This window comes from Streptomyces sp. TLI_053, assembly GCF_900105395.1.
GTDB lineage: Bacteria > Actinomycetota > Actinomycetes > Streptomycetales > Streptomycetaceae > Kitasatospora.
On sequence record NZ_LT629775.1, the window covers coordinates 5,103,595 to 5,119,976 of the forward strand.

The 16,382-nt window shown below is 72.3% G+C and carries 11 protein-coding genes and 1 tRNA gene; 5 read left to right on the top strand and 7 right to left on the bottom strand.

All coding sequences use genetic code 11. From position 1 onward, the window contains the following. Positions 1-347 precede the first annotated feature (347 nt). Positions 348-1,463, bottom strand: coding sequence for a Glu/Leu/Phe/Val dehydrogenase dimerization domain-containing protein (locus BLU95_RS20645; protein WP_231978804.1), 1,116 nt, complete (start codon positions 1,461-1,463; stop codon positions 348-350). A 287-nt stretch (positions 1,464-1,750) separates the two neighbouring features. On the opposite strand from BLU95_RS20645, the gene BLU95_RS20650 reads away from it, so the two are divergent. Beyond that, positions 1,751-2,653: a DUF8083 family protein gene (locus BLU95_RS20650; protein WP_231977703.1), complete on the top strand. Its 903-nt coding sequence runs from the start codon at positions 1,751-1,753 to the stop codon at positions 2,651-2,653. 585 nt (positions 2,654-3,238) lie between these two features. After that, positions 3,239-3,445: a developmental transcriptional regulator BldC gene (gene bldC / locus BLU95_RS20655; protein WP_014137253.1), complete on the top strand. Its 207-nt coding sequence runs from the start codon at positions 3,239-3,241 to the stop codon at positions 3,443-3,445. Positions 3,446-3,853: 408 nt separating this feature from the next. Here bldC and BLU95_RS20660 read toward each other — a convergent pair. The 6 genes from BLU95_RS20660 to BLU95_RS20685 all read right to left on the bottom strand — a co-directional run bounded on the left by BLU95_RS20660 (position 3,854) and on the right by BLU95_RS20685 (position 12,666). Next, positions 3,854-3,927 (bottom strand) — tRNA-Asp (locus tag BLU95_RS20660). Between the two features lie 146 nt (positions 3,928-4,073). Then, positions 4,074-8,072: an ATP-dependent RNA helicase HrpA gene (gene hrpA / locus BLU95_RS20665; protein WP_093861337.1), complete on the bottom strand. Its 3,999-nt coding sequence runs from the start codon at positions 8,070-8,072 to the stop codon at positions 4,074-4,076. Between the two features lie 212 nt (positions 8,073-8,284). Beyond that, the gene (locus tag BLU95_RS20670) at positions 8,285-8,854 is read right to left on the bottom strand and encodes a hypothetical protein (RefSeq protein ID WP_159424954.1); all 570 of its coding nucleotides are present in this window, start codon (positions 8,852-8,854) and stop codon (positions 8,285-8,287) included. 467 nt (positions 8,855-9,321) lie between these two features. Beyond that, complete coding sequence (locus BLU95_RS20675; RefSeq protein ID WP_093861339.1) at positions 9,322-10,107, bottom strand: alpha/beta fold hydrolase; 786 nt, start codon at positions 10,105-10,107, stop codon at positions 9,322-9,324. A 47-nt stretch (positions 10,108-10,154) separates the two neighbouring features. Further along, positions 10,155-11,618, bottom strand: coding sequence for an MFS transporter (locus BLU95_RS20680; RefSeq protein ID WP_093861340.1), 1,464 nt, complete (start codon positions 11,616-11,618; stop codon positions 10,155-10,157). Positions 11,619-11,682: 64 nt separating this feature from the next. Beyond that, positions 11,683-12,666: an NADPH:quinone reductase gene (locus tag BLU95_RS20685; RefSeq protein WP_093861341.1), complete on the bottom strand. Its 984-nt coding sequence runs from the start codon at positions 12,664-12,666 to the stop codon at positions 11,683-11,685. A gap of 232 nt (positions 12,667-12,898) precedes the next feature. Between BLU95_RS20685 and BLU95_RS20690 the strand changes: the two genes are divergently transcribed. The 3 genes from BLU95_RS20690 (at position 12,899) to BLU95_RS20700 (ending at position 16,378) form a co-directional block, all read left to right on the top strand. After that, on the top strand, positions 12,899-14,089 hold the full coding sequence (locus tag BLU95_RS20690; protein WP_093861342.1) for an acyltransferase family protein: 1,191 nt from the start codon (positions 12,899-12,901) through the stop codon (positions 14,087-14,089). Between the two features lie 50 nt (positions 14,090-14,139). Then, the gene (locus BLU95_RS20695; RefSeq protein ID WP_093861343.1) at positions 14,140-14,988 is read left to right on the top strand and encodes an NAD(P)H-binding protein; all 849 of its coding nucleotides are present in this window, start codon (positions 14,140-14,142) and stop codon (positions 14,986-14,988) included. A gap of 187 nt (positions 14,989-15,175) precedes the next feature. Next, the gene (locus BLU95_RS20700) at positions 15,176-16,378 is read left to right on the top strand and encodes an IS701 family transposase (protein ID WP_231977704.1); all 1,203 of its coding nucleotides are present in this window, start codon (positions 15,176-15,178) and stop codon (positions 16,376-16,378) included. Positions 16,379-16,382 lie beyond the last annotated feature (4 nt).

A 16,382-nucleotide genomic window follows, 5' to 3' on the forward strand; every position in this document is an offset into this window, starting at 1 on the left:
CACGGCCCCGAGTCTGACACGTGTTCATGATCAAGAGCGGCCTGCCCGAATGGGGAGGACCGTCCCTTGGAGCATTAACGGTACCTGTTTCTGCCGCTGGACGGTACGTCGTCGGTGTGACGTGGCGCGCACCGGCCGCACCCGCGACCAGGTCGTCCCAGGTCAGGGGAGGTTTTGCGGCTTTCTGCACGCTGTCCGGAGGTGTCTCGGGTCCGTTGTTCCCGGATCGATTATCCCCCCTAGGGGGGCTTCGGATCACCCGATCGGAGGCAGAATCGAGAATCCGGTTCCACATCGTGATGCGCGGGGGACGGCGCCCGGCCGCCCCCCGCGCGCACCGGTCCGGATCAGCCCCGGCGGGCCGTCGGCAGCAGCACCGAGCGCAGCGCGCTGATCTCGCGCATCCGCTTCTCGGCGAGACGGTCGGCCGCGACGGCCGGCGGCACGCCGTCGGAGGCGGCCCGGGTGAAGATCTCCAGGGTGGTGTCGAAGATCTTCGTCGCCTTGTTCTTGGCGCGCTCGAAGTTGAAGCCGTCGATCTCGTCGGCGACCTGGATGACACCGCCGGAGTTCACCAGGTAGTCCGGGGCGTAGAGCAGGCCGCGGTCGGCGAGGTCCTTCTCGACGCCCGGGTGGGCCAGCTGGTTGTTGGCGGCACCGCAGACGACGGAGGTGCCGAACTCGCCCAGCGCGGCCACGGTGTCGTCGGTCAGGGCGCCCCCGAGCGCGCAGGGGGCGTAGACGTCCAGCTTGGCCTGGAGCAGCGCGGCGGTGTCGGCGACGACCTCCACCTCCGGGTGGGCGGCCCGCACGCGGTTGACGGCGGCCTCGAAGGGGTCGGTGACGACCACGACGGCGCCGTCCGCGACCAGGTGGCCGACGAGGTAGTGGCCGACCTTGCCGACGCCGGCGACGCCCACGCGCTTGCCGCGCAGGGTCGGCTGGCCCCAGCGGGCCTGGGCGGAGGCGCGCATGCCCTGGAAGACGCCGAAGGCGGTCAGGATCGAGGAGTCCCCGGCGCCGCCGTTCTCGGGCGAGCGACCGGTGACGAACTCGGTCTCGCGCGCCACGACGTCCATGTCCTGGACGTAGGTGCCCACGTCGCAGGCGGTGATGTAGCGGCCGCGCAGCGACTCGACGAAGCGCCCGTAGGCGCGGAGCATCGCCTCGTTCTTGTCCTTGTTCGGGTCGCCGATGATGACGGCCTTGCCGCCGCCGAGGTCGAGGCCGGCGAGCGCGTTCTTGTAGGACATGCCGCGGGAGAGGTTGAGCGCGTCCTCCAGCGCCGCCTCCTCGGAGGCGTACGGGAAGAACCGGGTGCCGCCGAGGGCCGGGCCGAGGGCGGTGGAGTGGACGGCGATGATCGCCTTCAGTCCGGAGGAGCGGTCGTGGCAGAACACGACCTGCTCGTGGCCGTCGCCGGTGGCGCCGTCCTGGGAGTTGCCGAAGATCCTGCCGAGCACGCCGGGTGCGGAGTGCGTGGTGGCGGCGGTCTGTACGTCGGTCACTGTGGTGACTCCAGTATTCGAGGCCCGCTGCGGTGGTGCGGGCGCCTAAGGCGAAGCGTAGTCGCGCGGGCCCCGCCGGTCCGCCCCCTTGGCGAAGCTCGGTACGACTGTCCGAATACTGGGACGGCAGGGCCGTCATCAGGCTGTTCGCGCACCTCGGGTGCGTCCGCGAACGGGCCGCCGCAGGACCGGTCCGACCGACCGCTCCCGGTCGGCGGGGGGTGCGTGGGACGATGCAGGACGTGACCGTCGTCCGTACCTCCGTGCTGCCGCCCTACGCCGCGCACCTGCGGGTCTACGAGCCGCTGGCCGCCTACCCGGAGCCCGAGCGGGCGCGCTGGCAGGCCTACGCGGCGGAGCACGGTCCCGACGCGCCCGAGGCGGGCCGCTCGGTGGCCGCGGCGGCCCTCGCCGAGCAGCGCTCGGCCCTCGCCGAGCTGATCGGCCGGACCCCGCGGGCGCTGCCGGACCGGGAGGCCGAGCGGGCCTTCGTCCGGCTGGTGGACGGGGTGCTGTACGTCTGCCCCTGGGCGACCAGGCTCCGCACCTGGCAGGCCCTGGAGGAGCTGCGGGCGGGGGCTCCGGTGGCGCTGCTGGACACCGCCCTGCCGCCGGCCACCCGGGAGGTGGCGGAGGCGGACCGGGAGCGCTGGCGGGCCGACCACCCGGACGCCCGGCCGTGGATCCTCACCAGCCGCTGGGAGGTGCCGGTCCGCTGGTTCCTCCCGTTCGGGGACGAGGATCGATGCTTCGTTCCCGCAGAGAGGGGGGAGAAGGGGGAGGGAGGGGAACGGGGGGACGGGGCGTCACTGTTCTATCTGACGCCCATGGCGCAGGCGCGCCGCCGGGTGGCCCGGGCGTACCGGGCGCTGCGCGAGGCGGTGCCGGAAGGGGAGCTGGTGCGGGGGGCGGAGCAGGTCGGGCGGTGGCTGGAGGAGTTCCATCCGCGGTCGCTGGTGGAACTGGACTACGGGGGGCTGGTGCATCTGCTGGGGCCGGAGCGGCTGTTGGCGGACCGTTCGGCGGGCGAGCTCGAGGACGGGCTGCGGGCGCTGCGGGCGGGGGACGCGACGGAGGCGCTGCGCGCGTACGAGGTGCTGACCGCGCGCTGGCGGCGGGTGCTGGCACTGCGCCACGCCAACTGAGCGGCAGGGCCGGTGGGAGGGGCCGGGCGGGGCGGCGGGAGGGCCGGTCCGGGGACGGTGGGAGGACGGGCCGAGGCGGCGTCATCGCTGGCCGGTGGGGGTGTCGGTGGTACTTGTAAGACTGTAAGAGTCCTACGGCCCGAGCCGCATGACCAAGGTCCTGGTTCGGGTCAATACCTACCGAACGTGACACTACTCACCGTTGACGCGAACTTACCCCTATGTGCAAAAATGGGACAACCAGCCCAACTTCACGTGAGCGTGCCCACTTTTGGGTGGTTCTGGAGTCGATGCGCGCTTTGCGGGAAAACGGCGGGTCTGGTCCGCTCGTAACCGAATGTCACTATAAGGTGACTGCCCGTTATGGGGTGGTCCATCGCCATCCGTCGGCCTTGAACCCGTGAGGGGTCAATTTTGGCGGTTTGGTCGATAGGGCTGGACGGATGGTGTAGTTGTAGACACCAGGACAAGCCGTTCGTCCTATAACCGACTCGGCCCGTCTATGCCATTTCGGGCATCGCGGGCCAAGGTGCAGAATTTGAAGGATAGAACCGCCCTGGTTCGGTTCTCCCGAGGAGGCCGCTCATGACCGCTCGTACCCCCGATGCCGAACCTCTGCTGACGCCGGCAGAGGTCGCCACCATGTTCCGTGTGGATCCCAAGACCGTGACGCGCTGGGCCAAGGCCGGCAAGCTCACGTCCATCCGCACGCTGGGCGGGCACCGCCGATACCGTGAGGCGGAGGTGCGCGCCCTGCTGGCCGGTATTCCGGCCCAGCGAACCGAGGCCTGACAGAGCCTCGCTCAAGGCTCTTCGAAAGGGGCTGCTTACCGGACTCCGCCGGGTCCGGTAAGCAGCCCCTTTTTCTGTCCCCGCGCACTTCTTCTACAGTCCTGTCGTACCGGCCGCACCGGTCGCGGGAGCGGCTGTCGTACTCGCGCGATCCACCGGAATGTTGAACTCCGGATAACGATTCGATGATGGGAAGGTGGGGGGGATTTACTGTGAATAGCAGTACAATTTTACATATTAAATTAGAGGCTTCGGGGAAGGGTGTCCGAACGGTCGGTTCCCGGAAGGGGTGCGTGACGACCGTCACGCGGGCGTTCACTTGTGGTCCGTGCCCACTCCGGGATAGAGGAGTGGCCGGTGAAACGCGAGAGGCCCGGAACCAAACGGTTCCGGGCCTCTCGGCTACGGCGATCCTGACGGGACTTGAACCCGCGACCTCCACCTTGACAGGGTGGCGAGCTAACCAACTGCTCCACAGGACCAGAGTGTTTCCTGACCCGTTCGCTCCGCTTGCCGCGCTGCGAACAAGACAGACTGTAGCCCATGCGGGGCCCCCAGGTCGAACCGGCTCCCGACCGCCCCCTCCGGCCCGTCCGCAGCTCAGGCGGGCCGGAGGGAGGCCGAGGGGTCAGAGCGCGGCCCTGGCCGCCTCCATGGCCTTCAGGATCCGCTTCTCGGACACCGGCGACGGGGTGCCCAGCGACTGGGCGAAGAAGCTCACCCGCAGCTCCTCGATCATCCAGCGGATCGCCAGCACCTCCGCCGAGGGCTGCCGCCCGGCCGGCACCGCCGCCAGCAGCTCCCCGTAGGCCTGCTGGACCTGCTGCACCTTCAGCAGCTGCTGGGCGTCCCGCTGCGGATGGTTGGGCAGCGCCTCCAGCCGGCGGTCCACCGCCAGCAGATAGCGCTTGAGGTCCGGCAGCCGCTGCCAGCCGGTCGCCGTCACGAAGCCCGGGTGCACCAGCGAGGCCAGATGCAGCCGGATGTCGTTCACCGCGTTCAGCAGCACCGGACTGCTCACCGACTTCAGCCGGGTCGTCGCCCTGTGGAAGGCGATCAGCGCCGTCGCCGTCTTCAGCGTGGTGTCCGCCGACAGGTCGTACAGGTCCGCCCGCACCTTGTCCCGCAGCGCCGCGAACGCCGCCTCGTCCCACGCCGGACCACCGGCCCGGGCCATCAGCCGGTCCGCCGCACAGGCCACCACGTCCTCGAACAGCGCCGGGACCGAGCCGTGCGGGTTGTACGACAGCGCCAGCTTGGCCTGGTTGCCCAGCCGGCCCTGGATCGACTTGGCGGGCGAGGTGGTCGACAGCATCAGCAGCCGCCGGGTGCCCTCCCACATCGCGCCCTGCTGCGCCTCCGGGGTGTCGAACAGCTTCACGCCGACCGACTCGCCCTCGTCCACCAGCGCCGGGTAGGCGCGCAGCGAGTGGCCCCGGGAACGCTGCTCGAAGGTCCGCTGGAGCACCGGCAGCCCGGCCGGCCAGGCGGTCAGCCCGGACTGCTCGATGCCCCGGCCCGAGGCCGCCGAGGAGAGCGTCTCCTTCAGCTTGGGCTTCAGCCGCAGCCGCAGCTCCTCCAGGTCCTTGGACTCGGCGAGCTTCTTGCGCCCGTCCACCACCCGGAAGGTCACCTTGAGGTGCTCGGGGACCCGCTCCTCGTCCCAGGCCTCCGGAGGCACGGTGACCGCCGTCAGGCGCTTCAGGACGTGCTCCAGGGCCGGCAGCAGCGGCTCCTGGCGCTCCTGGTTGTTCCTCAGCTCGCGCAGTGCCGCGCGGGCGAAGTCCGGGGCGGGGACGAAGTTGCGCCGCACCGCCTTCGGCAGCGACTTGATCCAGGCCGTCACCAGCTCCTCGCGCAGGCCCGGGATCTGCCAGTCGAAGCCCTCCGCGGTGACCTGGTTGAGCACCGGCAGCGGGATGTGGACGGTGACGCCGTCCGCGTCGCTGCCCGGCTCGAACTGGTAGGTCAGGACGAACCGCAGCTTGCCCTGCACCCAGTGGTCCGGGTAGTCGGCCTCGGTGACGCCGTCCGCGGCGTCGTTGATCAGCATCGACTTCTCGAAGTTGAGCAGGTCGGGCTGCTCGTGCCGGGCCTTCTTCCACCAGGCGTCGAAGTGCCGGGTGGAGACGATGTCCTCGGGCAGCCGGCCGTCGTAGAACTCGAACAGGGTCTGGTCGTCGACCATGATGTCCCGGCGGCGGGCCCGGTTCTCCAGCTCCTCGACCTCGCCGAGCAGCTTGCGGTTCTCCGCGAAGAACCGGTGGTGGGTCTCCCAGTCGCCCTCGACCAGGGCGTTGCGGATGAACAGCTCGCGGCAGAGCTCCGGGTCGATCCGGCCGTAGTTGACCTTCCGCGCGGACACGATCGGCACCCCGTAGAGGGTGACTTTCTCGAACGCCAGCACGGCCCCGGACTTCTTCTCCCAGTGCGGCTCGCTGTAGTTGCGCTTCACCAGGTGGGCGGCCAGCGGCTCCACCCACTCGGGTTCGATCTTCGCGTTGATCCGGGCCCACAGCCGGGAGGTTTCCACCAGCTCGGCCGACATCACCCAGCGCGGCGGCTTCTTGAACAGGCCGGAGCCGGGGAACACCGCGAACCGGGCGCCCCGGGCGCCGCCGTACTCCCGCTTCTCCACGTCGAACAGGCCGATGTGCGAGAGCAGGCCGGCCAGCAGGGACTGGTGGATCCGGTCCGCGTCCGGCTCGGCGTCCTCGTGGGCCTCCTCGATGGTGACACCGAGCTGCTTGGCGACCGTGCGCAGCTGGGAGTAGATGTCCTGCCACTCCCGTATCCGCAGGTAGTTGAGGAACTCCGCCTTGCACATCCGGCGGAACGCGGAGGAGGAGAGCTCGCGCTGCTGCTCGCGCACGTAGCGCCACATGGCGAGGAAGGCGAGGAAGTCGGAGCTCTCGGAGCTGAACCGGCGGTGCCGCTCGTCGGCGGCCTGGCGCTTCTCGGCGGGGCGCTCGCGCGGGTCCTGGATGGAGAGCGCGGCGGCGATCACCATGACGTCCCGGACACAGCCGTTGCGGTCCGCCTCCAGCACCATCCGGGCCATCCGCGGGTCCACCGGGAGCTGGGCCAGTTTGCGGCCGAGCGGGGTGAGCCGCTTGCGGAGGTCCTTCTCGGCCGGGTCGAGCGCGCCCAGCTCGTGCAGGAGGCTGATGCCGTCCTTGATGTTGCGCGAGTCCGGCGGGTCCAGGAACGGGAAGGCGGCGATGTCGCCGAGGCCGGCGGCGGTCATCTGGAGGATGACCGAGGCCAGGTTGGTGCGCAGGATCTCGGCGTCCGTGAACTCGGGGCGGGAGAGGAAGTCCTCCTCCGAGTAGAGCCGGATGCAGATGCCGTCCGAGGTGCGGCCGCAGCGGCCCTTGCGCTGGTTGGCGCTGGCCTGGCTGATCGCCTCGATCGGCAGCCGCTGGACCTTGGTGCGGTGGCTGTAGCGGGAGATCCGGGCGCTGCCCGGGTCGATCACGTACTTGATGCCGGGGACGGTGAGGCTGGTCTCGGCGACGTTGGTGGCCAGCACGATCCGGCGGGAGGAGGAGCGCTGGAACACCTTGTGCTGCTCGGCCGAGCTCAGCCGGGCGTACAGCGGCAGGACCTCGGTGTGCTTCAGCCGGAGCTTGTCGAGCGCGTCCGCGGTGTCCCGGATCTCGCGCTCGCCGGAGAGGAAGACCAGGATGTCGCCCGGCCCCTCGGCCTGGAGCTCCTCGGCGGCGTCGCAGATCGCCTGGATCTGGTCGCGGTCGCGGTCGACCTCGTCGGTGTCGCCGTCCTCGTCCTCGTCCACGATCGGGCGGTAACGGACCTCCACCGGATAGGTGCGGCCGGAGACCTCGACGATCGGGGCGTCCCCGAAGTGCCGGGCGAACCGCTCGGGGTCGATGGTCGCCGAGGTGATGATCACCTTGAGGTCGGGGCGGCGGGGCAGCAGCTGCTTGAGGTAGCCGAGCAGGAAGTCGATGTTGAGGCTGCGCTCGTGCGCCTCGTCGATGATCAGGGTGTCGTACTGGCGCAGCTCGCGGTCGGTCTGGACCTCCGCGAGCAGGATGCCGTCGGTCATCAGCTTGACCAGGGTGTCCGGGCCGACCTGGTCGGTGAACCTGACCTTCCAGCCGACCGCCTCGCCGAGCGGGCTGTCCAGTTCCTCGGCGACCCGCTCGGCCACCGTGCGGGCGGCGATCCGGCGGGGCTGGGTGTGGCCGATCAGACCGCGTACGCCGCGGCCCAGCTCCAGGCAGATCTTGGGGATCTGGGTGGTCTTGCCGGAGCCGGTCTCACCGGCCACGATCACCACCTGGTGGTCGCGGACGGCGGCGAGGATCTCGTCCTTCTTCTGGCTGACCGGGAGCTCGGCGGGGTACCGGATCTCCGGCACCGCGTTCCGCCGCCGTTCGACCAGCAGCTCGGCCTTGTCGATGTCGGCGGCGATCTCGGCGGCGATCTGCGCGCGGGCCTCGTCCTTGCGGACCCGGCGGGCGCCGTCCAGCCGACGGCCGATCCGGACCTGGTCGCGCAGGGTCAGCTCGGGCAGGCGCGCGGCCAGCTCGCCGATGCCGGGCGCCTCGCTCCGGGCGGACTCGGCGGCGGACTGGACTGCGGGAGAACTCACGGCGGGCATCCCTCTAGGTTCGCAAGGAGGGGCACCGGAGCGCACCTCGGTTTTCGAGCGCCTCCAGTGTCACAGGGGACGCCCGTCCGCTGCCAACGGCGGTCCGGCACGCCGTGGGAACCGTCCGGATCGGGGCGGTGGCGGGGGAGAGGGAGGTGAGCGGGCGTGGAGTGGGAGGGAACGGGCGGCAAGGCGTGGGGAGGGGGCGGGGTGGGGCGGGGCTACCCCTTCCAGAGGAAGAACGCGGCGGCCCCGGCGCAGAGCAGCAGCCCGATGACGAGACCGGCCGCGGTGGCCGTGAGCCGGTCCCGGAACCGCCGGCCCGGCTCGACCCGGGCCGAGGCCTCGGTGCTCAGCTCCCACCAGTTGCGGATCCGGTGGTACTGCTCGTCGAAGTCCGGCGACGGGTACAGGTCGCTGTGCAGCAGTCCGGGCAGCGTCCGGCGCCGTCCGCCGGTCAGGAACATCCGCACCTGCGAAGTGCTGTCGCCCTGGGCCTCGACCGTGCGGACGTCGATCCAGTGGATCCGGTCCCAGGCGTAGGCGCGGCCGCGCCCGAAGCCCCAGCAGATGGTGATGCCCCCGGGGCCGACCCGGCTCCAGCTGCGGACCGTGGTCCACAGGCCCAGGCCGGAGAGCAGGAGCGTGCCACCGGCGAGCCAGAGGAAGCCCACCAGGCCGATCCGGTACACGGCGGCGAAGCCCTGGGCGGCCAGTACGACGAGCAGGACCGCCAGGTGCGACCAGGACGGGCGGTAGCGGTCCCGCCCCCGGAAGATCAGTTCGTCCACGGCGGGCACCCTACGCCGGGCGTGGTGGGCGGTCGGCGCTCGGGGTGGGGCGGGGGTCCGAGGGTGGTCCCGGGCCGGCTTTGCAAAGTCGAGCCGGACTTTGCAGAGCCACGCCGAGGGACCCTCCGCCGGGGCACGCCACCTGCTCGGCGTGCCCCGGCGGAGCGTTGTGGGGCGACTTTGCAAAGTGAGCACTTTGCAAAGTCACCCCGGGGTCCACTTCCCGGAGCAGGTCGCTCACCAGGCATGACCCCGTGGCCGGCCGCCCTCGGGCGGCCGGCCACGGGACTTTGCAAAGAGTGGACTTTGCAAAGTCGCCGTACGGGCGCTCCCTCGGACCACGCCGCCCACCAGGCGTGGTCCGAGGGAGCGGTGGGCGTGGTCCGAGGGAGGAGTGGAGCGGTGCTCGCGGTGCTCGCGGTGCGAGCGGTGGGAGGGGTGGGAGGGGGTGGGACCGGGCGCGGGCCCTAGCCCTCCTGGAGGACGAACTCGCGGACCAGTCGGGACCACTCGGCGCCCTGCTCGTAGACGACCACATGGCCGCTGTCGATCTCCGCGTAGGTGCTGCCGGCGATGGCGTCGGCCAGCTCGCGGGAGAGCCCGACCGGGACGGTGGCGTCCTGGGTGCAGCCGATCACCAGGGTGCGGGCGGTGATCCGGGGCAGCAGCGGGCGGATGTCGGCGCTCAGGTTGAGGTCGATGTGGCGCAGCGCGCCCTCGGTGGGCTCGTTGCCCTTGATGATGCCCTCGAGCGCGTCGGGCTCCAGCGAGTTCAGGTGGTCGCGGCTGAACGCGGTCAGGGTGCCGAACCGGCCGAACGCCTCGGCGTCGCCGCTGATGGCGCGCCAGGTGGTCATGTGGTTGCGCAGGTAGGCGTCGTCCGGGCGGCTCCAGCCGGCGGTGAGCACCAGGCTGCGCACCAGCTCCGGGCGGAGCGCCGCGAGGGTCGCGGCGACCACCGAGCCGAGCGAGAAGCCGACCACGTCGGCCGGGCCGTCGCCGGCCGCCTCGATCACGGCGGCGATCTGCTCGGCCAGCAGTTCGGGGGTCAGCTCGCGGCCGTCGTCCTCGGTGTCGCCGCAGCCGGCGAAGTCCGGCAGCAGGACGGTCCGGGTGTCGGTGAAGTCACCGGTGAGGTGGCCGAAGGTGCCCCCGGCGCCGAAGCCGGTGCCGTGCACGAAGACCAGGGGCGGGTGGCCGGAGCCCTCCACGGTGTAGGAGACGCGGGCGCTGGGGCTGGCGGCGAAGGGCATGACGGAGTTCTCCTCGGGAGTCGGGACGGGTGGGGGGAGGCGCGGGGTCAGACGAGGCTCTTGGCGGAGGCGTTCTCGGCGGTGGCCCCGGCCCGGCGGGGGGCGCGCTCGAAGCCGAGCGCGACCAGGACGAGTGCGACGATGCCACCGGTGGCGACCAGGACGGCGGTGCGCAGCCCGTCGGTGGTGGCGGAGCGGAGGGCCTCGCCGGTGAGGCCGTCGGTGCCGGCGTTGGCGATCGCCACCAGGATGCCGAGGCCGACCGCGCTGCCGACCTGCTGGCCGGTGGAGACGATGCCGGAGGCGATGCCCTGTTCGTAGGGGTGCACGCCGGTCGCGGAGGCGGAGAACATCGTGGTGAAGATGACGCCCTGGCACAGGCTCAGGACGACCAGGCCGGGCAGCAGCGCGACGTAGCTGCCGTCCGGCGCCATGGTCAGCGCGGTCGCGGCGGTGCCGAGCGCGCCGAGCAGGTAGGAGGCGATCAGGGTGTTCCGGGCGCCGAACCGGGTGGCGAGCCGGCCGCCCAGCATGGAGCCGACGAAGCCGCAGACCATCGGGATCAGGAAGGCGACGCCGGTGCGCAGGGCGCTGTACTCGTGCACGGTCTGGAAGTAGACGGTCAGGAAGTACAGCAGGGTGCCGAAGCTGGCCATGAACAGGAAGGTGGTCAGCACGCCGGTGGACAGGTTGCGGTTGCGGAACAGCCGCAGCGGCATCAGCGGGTCGGCGGTGCGGGACTCGATCGCGACGAAGGCGGCGAGCAGGCCGAGGCCGAGCACGGCGGTGGTGAGCACGGTCGGCGAGGTCCAGCCGGAGGCCGGGCCCTGGACGAGGGTGAAGACCACCAGGGTGGCCCCGGCGGTGGCGGTCAGCGCGCCCGGCAGGTCGAACGAGCGGGATCCGTCGCGCGGTCCGTCGGCGCCGATCAGCCGGGGGGCGAGCAGGGCGGCGCCGCCCGCGAGCGGCACGTTGACGTAGAACACCGCTTCCCAGCCGAAGGCCTGGGTGAGCACCCCGCCGGCCAGCGAGCCGATGATCATGCCGCTGGCGCCGGCGGCGGCCCAGACCGAGAGCGCCCGGTTGCGTTCGCGGCCCTCGGTGAAGCTGAGCACCACCAGGGCGAGGGTGGCGGGGAACAGGAAGGCGCCGCCGAGGCCCTGGAGGGCGCGGGCCGCGATCAGCAGGCCGGGTGTGTTGGCCAGGCCGCCGAGCAGCGAGGAGCCGGCGTACAGCAGCAGGCCGAGGACGAACATCCGGCGGCGGCCGAACAGGTCGGAGGCGCGGCCGCCGAAGAGCAGGAAGCCGCCGAAGGCGACGGCGTAGGCGCTGACCACCCACTGGAGGTTCTGGGCGGAGAAGTCGAGGCCGCTGCCGATCTCCGGGAGCGCCACGTAGACGATGTTGTAGTCGATCGAGACGATCAACTGGGCGAACGCCAGCAGGGCCAGCAGGAGGCCCGAACGGCGTGGCCCGGCGGCCTGCTGCTCGGCACCGGCGGACGGGGACATGGGGAGCCTTTCGGGGGCGTCGGGGAGCGGACGGGGGACGAGGGGGCGGTGCGGCGTTCGGTGGTTACGGGCCGGGTGTCGTCAGGACCACCCGGCGGCCGTTGAGTTCGCCCTTCTCCAGCCGCTGGTGGGTCTCGGCGGCGGCGCTCAGCGGCCGGATCTCCAGGGCCCGGGGCCGCAGCCGGCCGGCCGCGAGCAGCCGGTTGACGGTGGCGGCGGCGTCCGCGAGTTCGGCGCCGGAGGCGTGCGAGATGACGAACCCGCGGATCGAGCCGTCCTTCATGTAGAGCTGTCCGGCGGGCAGTTCGGGGCGGGAGCGGGCGCCGGCGAGCAGCACGATCCGGCCGCGCGGGGCGAGCAGGTCGACGGCGGTGGTGAGGTCGTTGGTGCCGGAGGTGTCGAGGTGGAGGTCGATGCCGCCGGGGCAGGCGGCGCGGACCAGGTCGGGCAGGTCGGGGGAGCGGTAGTCGAGGACCTTGGTGGCGCCGAGGGCCCGGCAGTGTTCCGCGTCGTCGGGGCGCGCGGTGGTGACCACCCGGGCGCCGGCCTCGGCGGCGAGCACGATCAGGGCGCCGCCGACGTTGCCGCCGCCGCCCGCGACCAGCACGGTCTCGCCGGTGCGCAGCCCGCCGTGGGTGAACAGGGCGAGGTGGGCGGTGGCGGCCGGGTGGACCACGGCGACGGCCGTCGTCGGGTCCACGCCCGGGGGCAGGTGGTAGAGCCGGTCGGCCGGGACGGCGGCCCGTTCGGCGGCCGCGCCCTGCCGGCCGTCGTGGCCGAGGCTGTTGGTCCAGACGCGGTCACCGGGGGCGAAGCGGGGGGCGCCGGGGCCGACCCGGGCCACGGTGCCCACGAGGTCCCGGCCGATCACGAACGGGAAGGGCAGGGGGGTCGGGAAGAGCCCCGAGCGGACGAAGGTGTCGACCGGGTTGACCGAGACGGCGGCCACGTCGACCAGGACATCGGTGGGCCCGGGGACCGGCTCGGGCACCTCGCCGTAGCGGATGTCCGACGCCGGTCCGAGCCTCGGGATGAACGCTGCACGCATGGGGCCGATCCTGCGGGAGGCGCGGACGGGCGGCGGCGGATCGCGGCATCGTTCGTCAACTCCCTGGTCTCGGGCGGAAAGCCGGGCGGAGGCGGGGTGTCCCCCGACCTGACATAGATGCTACACCGATCGGTGCAATCTCTCATCTGCACGGAGTAGTTTACTTGGCCTCCGGGTCGGGACGGCCTGCTACTGGTCCGACCCACCGCTCGACACCCAAGGACGGAACCACATGGCCACCGACCGACTCCTCGCCCAGCCGGGACCGAGACCCGCCGGCGGGAGCGGAGCGCGGACGACGCAGCCCTCCGCCAGTCGTCTGCCGTCCCTGACCGGCCTGCGCTTCCCCGCCGCCCTTGCGGTCTTCGCGTACCACGCCGCCCTGCCGATCCCGACCCTGCGGTTCTTCGCCGACGACAGCACCGAGTTCCGCTTCGTCGACCTCGCCGACCAGGCCGGCGGGCTCGGGGTGGCGTTCTTCTTCGTGCTCAGCGGCTTCGTGCTCACCTGGTCGGCCCGCCCGGGCGACACCGCCACCGGGTTCTGGCGGCGCCGGCTGGTCAAGATCGTCCCGAACTACGTGGTCGCCTGGGCGCTGGCCATGATCTTCTTCGCCGGCTCCTACACCCCGGTGCGCACGGCGGTCCTCAACCTGCTGATGCTCCAGGTCTGGATACCCGACTTCAACACCTACTTCAGCGTCGACCCGCCCAGCTGGTCGCTCGGCGCCGAGCTGGTCTTCTACCTCTCCTTCCCGCTGCTGCATCGCTTCCTGCGGACGATCCGCCCGGAGCGGCTCCTCTACTGGATCGGCGGCACGGTCGCCGCCATCGTCGCCACCCCGGCGCTGGCCTACCTGGTGCTGCCCGACACCCCGGGCGTCCCCGGCGGCTACGAGTCCTCGGTGGTGCAGTACTGGTTCTCCTACGTGCTCCCGCCGGTGCGGCTGCTGGACTTCGCCCTCGGCATCCTGGTCGCCCTCGCGGTGCGCTCCGGCCGCTGGCGCGACATCGGCATGGTGTGGTCCGGCGTGCTCCTGGTGGCCGGTTACGCGGCCACCCGCTGGGTGCCCTACCTGTACGCCCAGCGGGTGACCACCGTGGTGCCGATCGCGCTGCTGGTCGCGTCCGCCGCGATCGCCGACCGGGACGGCCGGTTCACGCCCTTCCGCAACCGGGCGATGACCTGGCTCGGGGAGATCTCCTTCGCCTTCTACCTGCTGCACTTCGTCGTGCTGACCGAGATGCGCGACCTGCTCGGCACCAAGCTGTACTCGACCCCCGAGGGCATCGGCCTGCTGCTGCTCGCGATCGGGGTCACCGTGCTGCTCTCCTGGGTCCTGTACCGGCTGGTCGAGGCGCCGATCACCAAGCGGTTCTCCTCACCGCGCCGCAAGCCGGCCGGCCCCGCTCCCACCTCCTGACCCCACCTCCCACCACCCGACCCCTGACATCCCGAATTGGAGCCGTACCCATGGGCAAGATCCTCGTCACCGGGGCGACCGGCCAGGTCGGCGCCGAGGTGCTGGCGCAGCTGCTGGCGGCCGGCGCGGACGTCCGGGCCGGCGCCCGGACCCCGGAGAAGCTGGCACCGCCCGCCCCGGTCGACACCGCGGCGCTCGACCTCACCGACCCGGACACCTACGGCCCGGCCCTGGCCGGGGTCGACAAGGTGTTCCTCTACGCGGTGCCGCAGGGCACGGCCGGCTTCCTCGCCGCGGCGCGGGAGGCCGGCGTGCGGCACGTCGTGGTGCTCTCCTCGCAGACCGTGGTGGACGCCTTCCCGGTGCAGAAGCCGATCGTGGAGATGCACCGCGCGGTCGAGGACGCCGTCCTCGCCTCCGGGATCGCGTACACCTTCCTGCGGCCGCACAACTTCGCCACCAACATCCTGATGTGGGGCTGGCCGGAGTCGATCCGGGCCGAGGGGCGGATCCGCTTCCCGTACCCCGAGTCGCACAGCGACGCGATCCACGAGAAGGACATCGCCGCGGTCGCGGTGGCGGCGCTCACCGGCGAGGGCCACGAGAACCGGGCGTACTTCATCAGCGGCCCCCGGTCGATCACCCAGCGCGAGCAGCTCGCCGACCTGGCCGAGGCGCTCGGGCGGCCGCTGGAGTTCGAGGAGCTGACCGACGCCGAGGCGCGCGAGGCCCTGGCCCCGATCGTCCCGATCTGGGTGATGGACGCGGTGGTCGGCTACTGGGCGGGTTCCGACGGCGTCCCGACCGAGGTGTCCGACACGGTGGAGCAGCTCACCGGCCGCCCCGCCCGGACCTTCGCCGAGTGGGCCCGCGACCACGTGGCCGACTTCACCGCCTGACCGGCCACCCGGCCCGGCACACCGGAATCCGGAACCGCCGCCACGGCGGGCGGTACTCCGGTGGCCGGGCCACCACCGTCCGCGCCGGACGGGTGGGCCGCGCACCTTAGCGGAGCGGGGCGCGCACCCTAGCGTGAGCACGGCGCAGTCATCCGCCATTCGAGGGGGACCGATGAGCGGCCCGGCCATGACCCGAACCCTGCCGACGGGCCCCCAGGCTCCGCCGGAGGACGCGCAGTTGCTCGACGCCTCGCACGAGGTGCTGCTCAAGGAGCTGTGCGGCGTGCTGTTCGCCTCGCTGCCGCGCAGCGACCAGCGGCGCAAGGGCGCCCAGTACCTGCGCGGGCTGCTGGGCGCCCACGGACGCAAGTCGATCCGCAACATCGCCACGGTGGTCGGCGGCCCGGCCGCCGAGCAGAGCCTGCACCACTTCATCACCAGCTCCACCTGGGACTGGGGCCCGGTCCGCCAGGCGCTGGCCCAGCACCTCGCCCGGATCGCCCCGCCGCAGGCCTACGTGCTGCGGCCGATGGTCGTCCCCAAGGCCGGCGACCACTCGGTGGGAGTGGACCGCCGCTTCATCCCGGCCCTCGGCCAGGTGCTCAACGCCCAGCAGGCGGTGGGTGTCTGGGCCGCCTCGGAGAGCTTCAGCGGCCCGGTCAACTGGCGCCTGCACCTGCCGCGGACCTGGCTGGAGGACGCGCCGCGGCGCAGCCAGGCGCTGATACCCGACGAGGTCGACGCGGAGAGCCTCGGCGACTGCGCCCTGGAGGCGGTGCTCGGCCTGCCGGCCCGCTGGGGGCTGCCGGTGCGCCCGGTGGTCGCGGACGCCAGGGAAGCCGACGGGCTGCGGCTGGTGCGCCGGATGCGGGGCGAGCGGCTGCCGATGCTGGCCCGGATCTCCGGCTCGTTCCCGCTGCGGCCGGTCGCGCCGCTGCCCGGCCACCCGGCCGGGCCGGGGCCCGCCTGCCAACTGCTCACCGCGGCCCGGGAGCTGCGCCGGCCGGTGGTCTGGTCCGACCCGTCCGGCGAGCTGCGCGGCGGGCTGGTCGCGGCCGTCCGGGTGCGTCCGGCCGGGCCGGGGGCCGCCCGCCAGGGCCGGGGCCGGCGCGGCGGCGGGGAGCTGCTGCTGCTCGGGATGGGCGCGGTCGGCGGGCGCTGGCCGGCCGAGCTGTGGCTCACCGACCTGGTGGACCTGCCGGTGGCCGCGCTGGTGCGGCTGGCCCGGCTGTCCGACCGGGTGGACCTGGACTTCACCAGGACCGCCGACCGGGTCGGGGTGCGGGACTTCGCGGGCCGCTCGTTCGGCGGCTGGCACCGGCACATCACCCTGGCCTCGGCGGCGCACGCGGTCGCGGTGCTGGCCCGCGGCGACGACCGGCTGTACTGAGGTG

What these genes read in the sequence shown, in the direction of transcription:
- bldC (WP_014137253.1), top strand. Translation starts at nt 3,239, where the DNA reads ATGACCGCTCGTACCCCCGATGCCGAACCTCTGCTGACGCCGGCAGAG.
- hrpA (WP_093861337.1), bottom strand. Translation starts at nt 8,072, where the DNA reads ATGCCCGCCGTGAGTTCTCCCGCAGTCCAGTCCGCCGCCGAGTCCGCC.
- BLU95_RS20675 (WP_093861339.1), bottom strand. Translation starts at nt 10,107, where the DNA reads ATGCCCTTCGCCGCCAGCCCCAGCGCCCGCGTCTCCTACACCGTGGAG.
- BLU95_RS20680 (WP_093861340.1), bottom strand. Translation starts at nt 11,618, where the DNA reads ATGTCCCCGTCCGCCGGTGCCGAGCAGCAGGCCGCCGGGCCACGCCGT.
- BLU95_RS20685 (WP_093861341.1), bottom strand. Translation starts at nt 12,666, where the DNA reads ATGCGTGCAGCGTTCATCCCGAGGCTCGGACCGGCGTCGGACATCCGC.
- BLU95_RS20690 (WP_093861342.1), top strand. Translation starts at nt 12,899, where the DNA reads ATGGCCACCGACCGACTCCTCGCCCAGCCGGGACCGAGACCCGCCGGC.
- BLU95_RS20695 (WP_093861343.1), top strand. Translation starts at nt 14,140, where the DNA reads ATGGGCAAGATCCTCGTCACCGGGGCGACCGGCCAGGTCGGCGCCGAG.
- BLU95_RS20700 (WP_231977704.1), top strand. Translation starts at nt 15,176, where the DNA reads ATGACCCGAACCCTGCCGACGGGCCCCCAGGCTCCGCCGGAGGACGCG.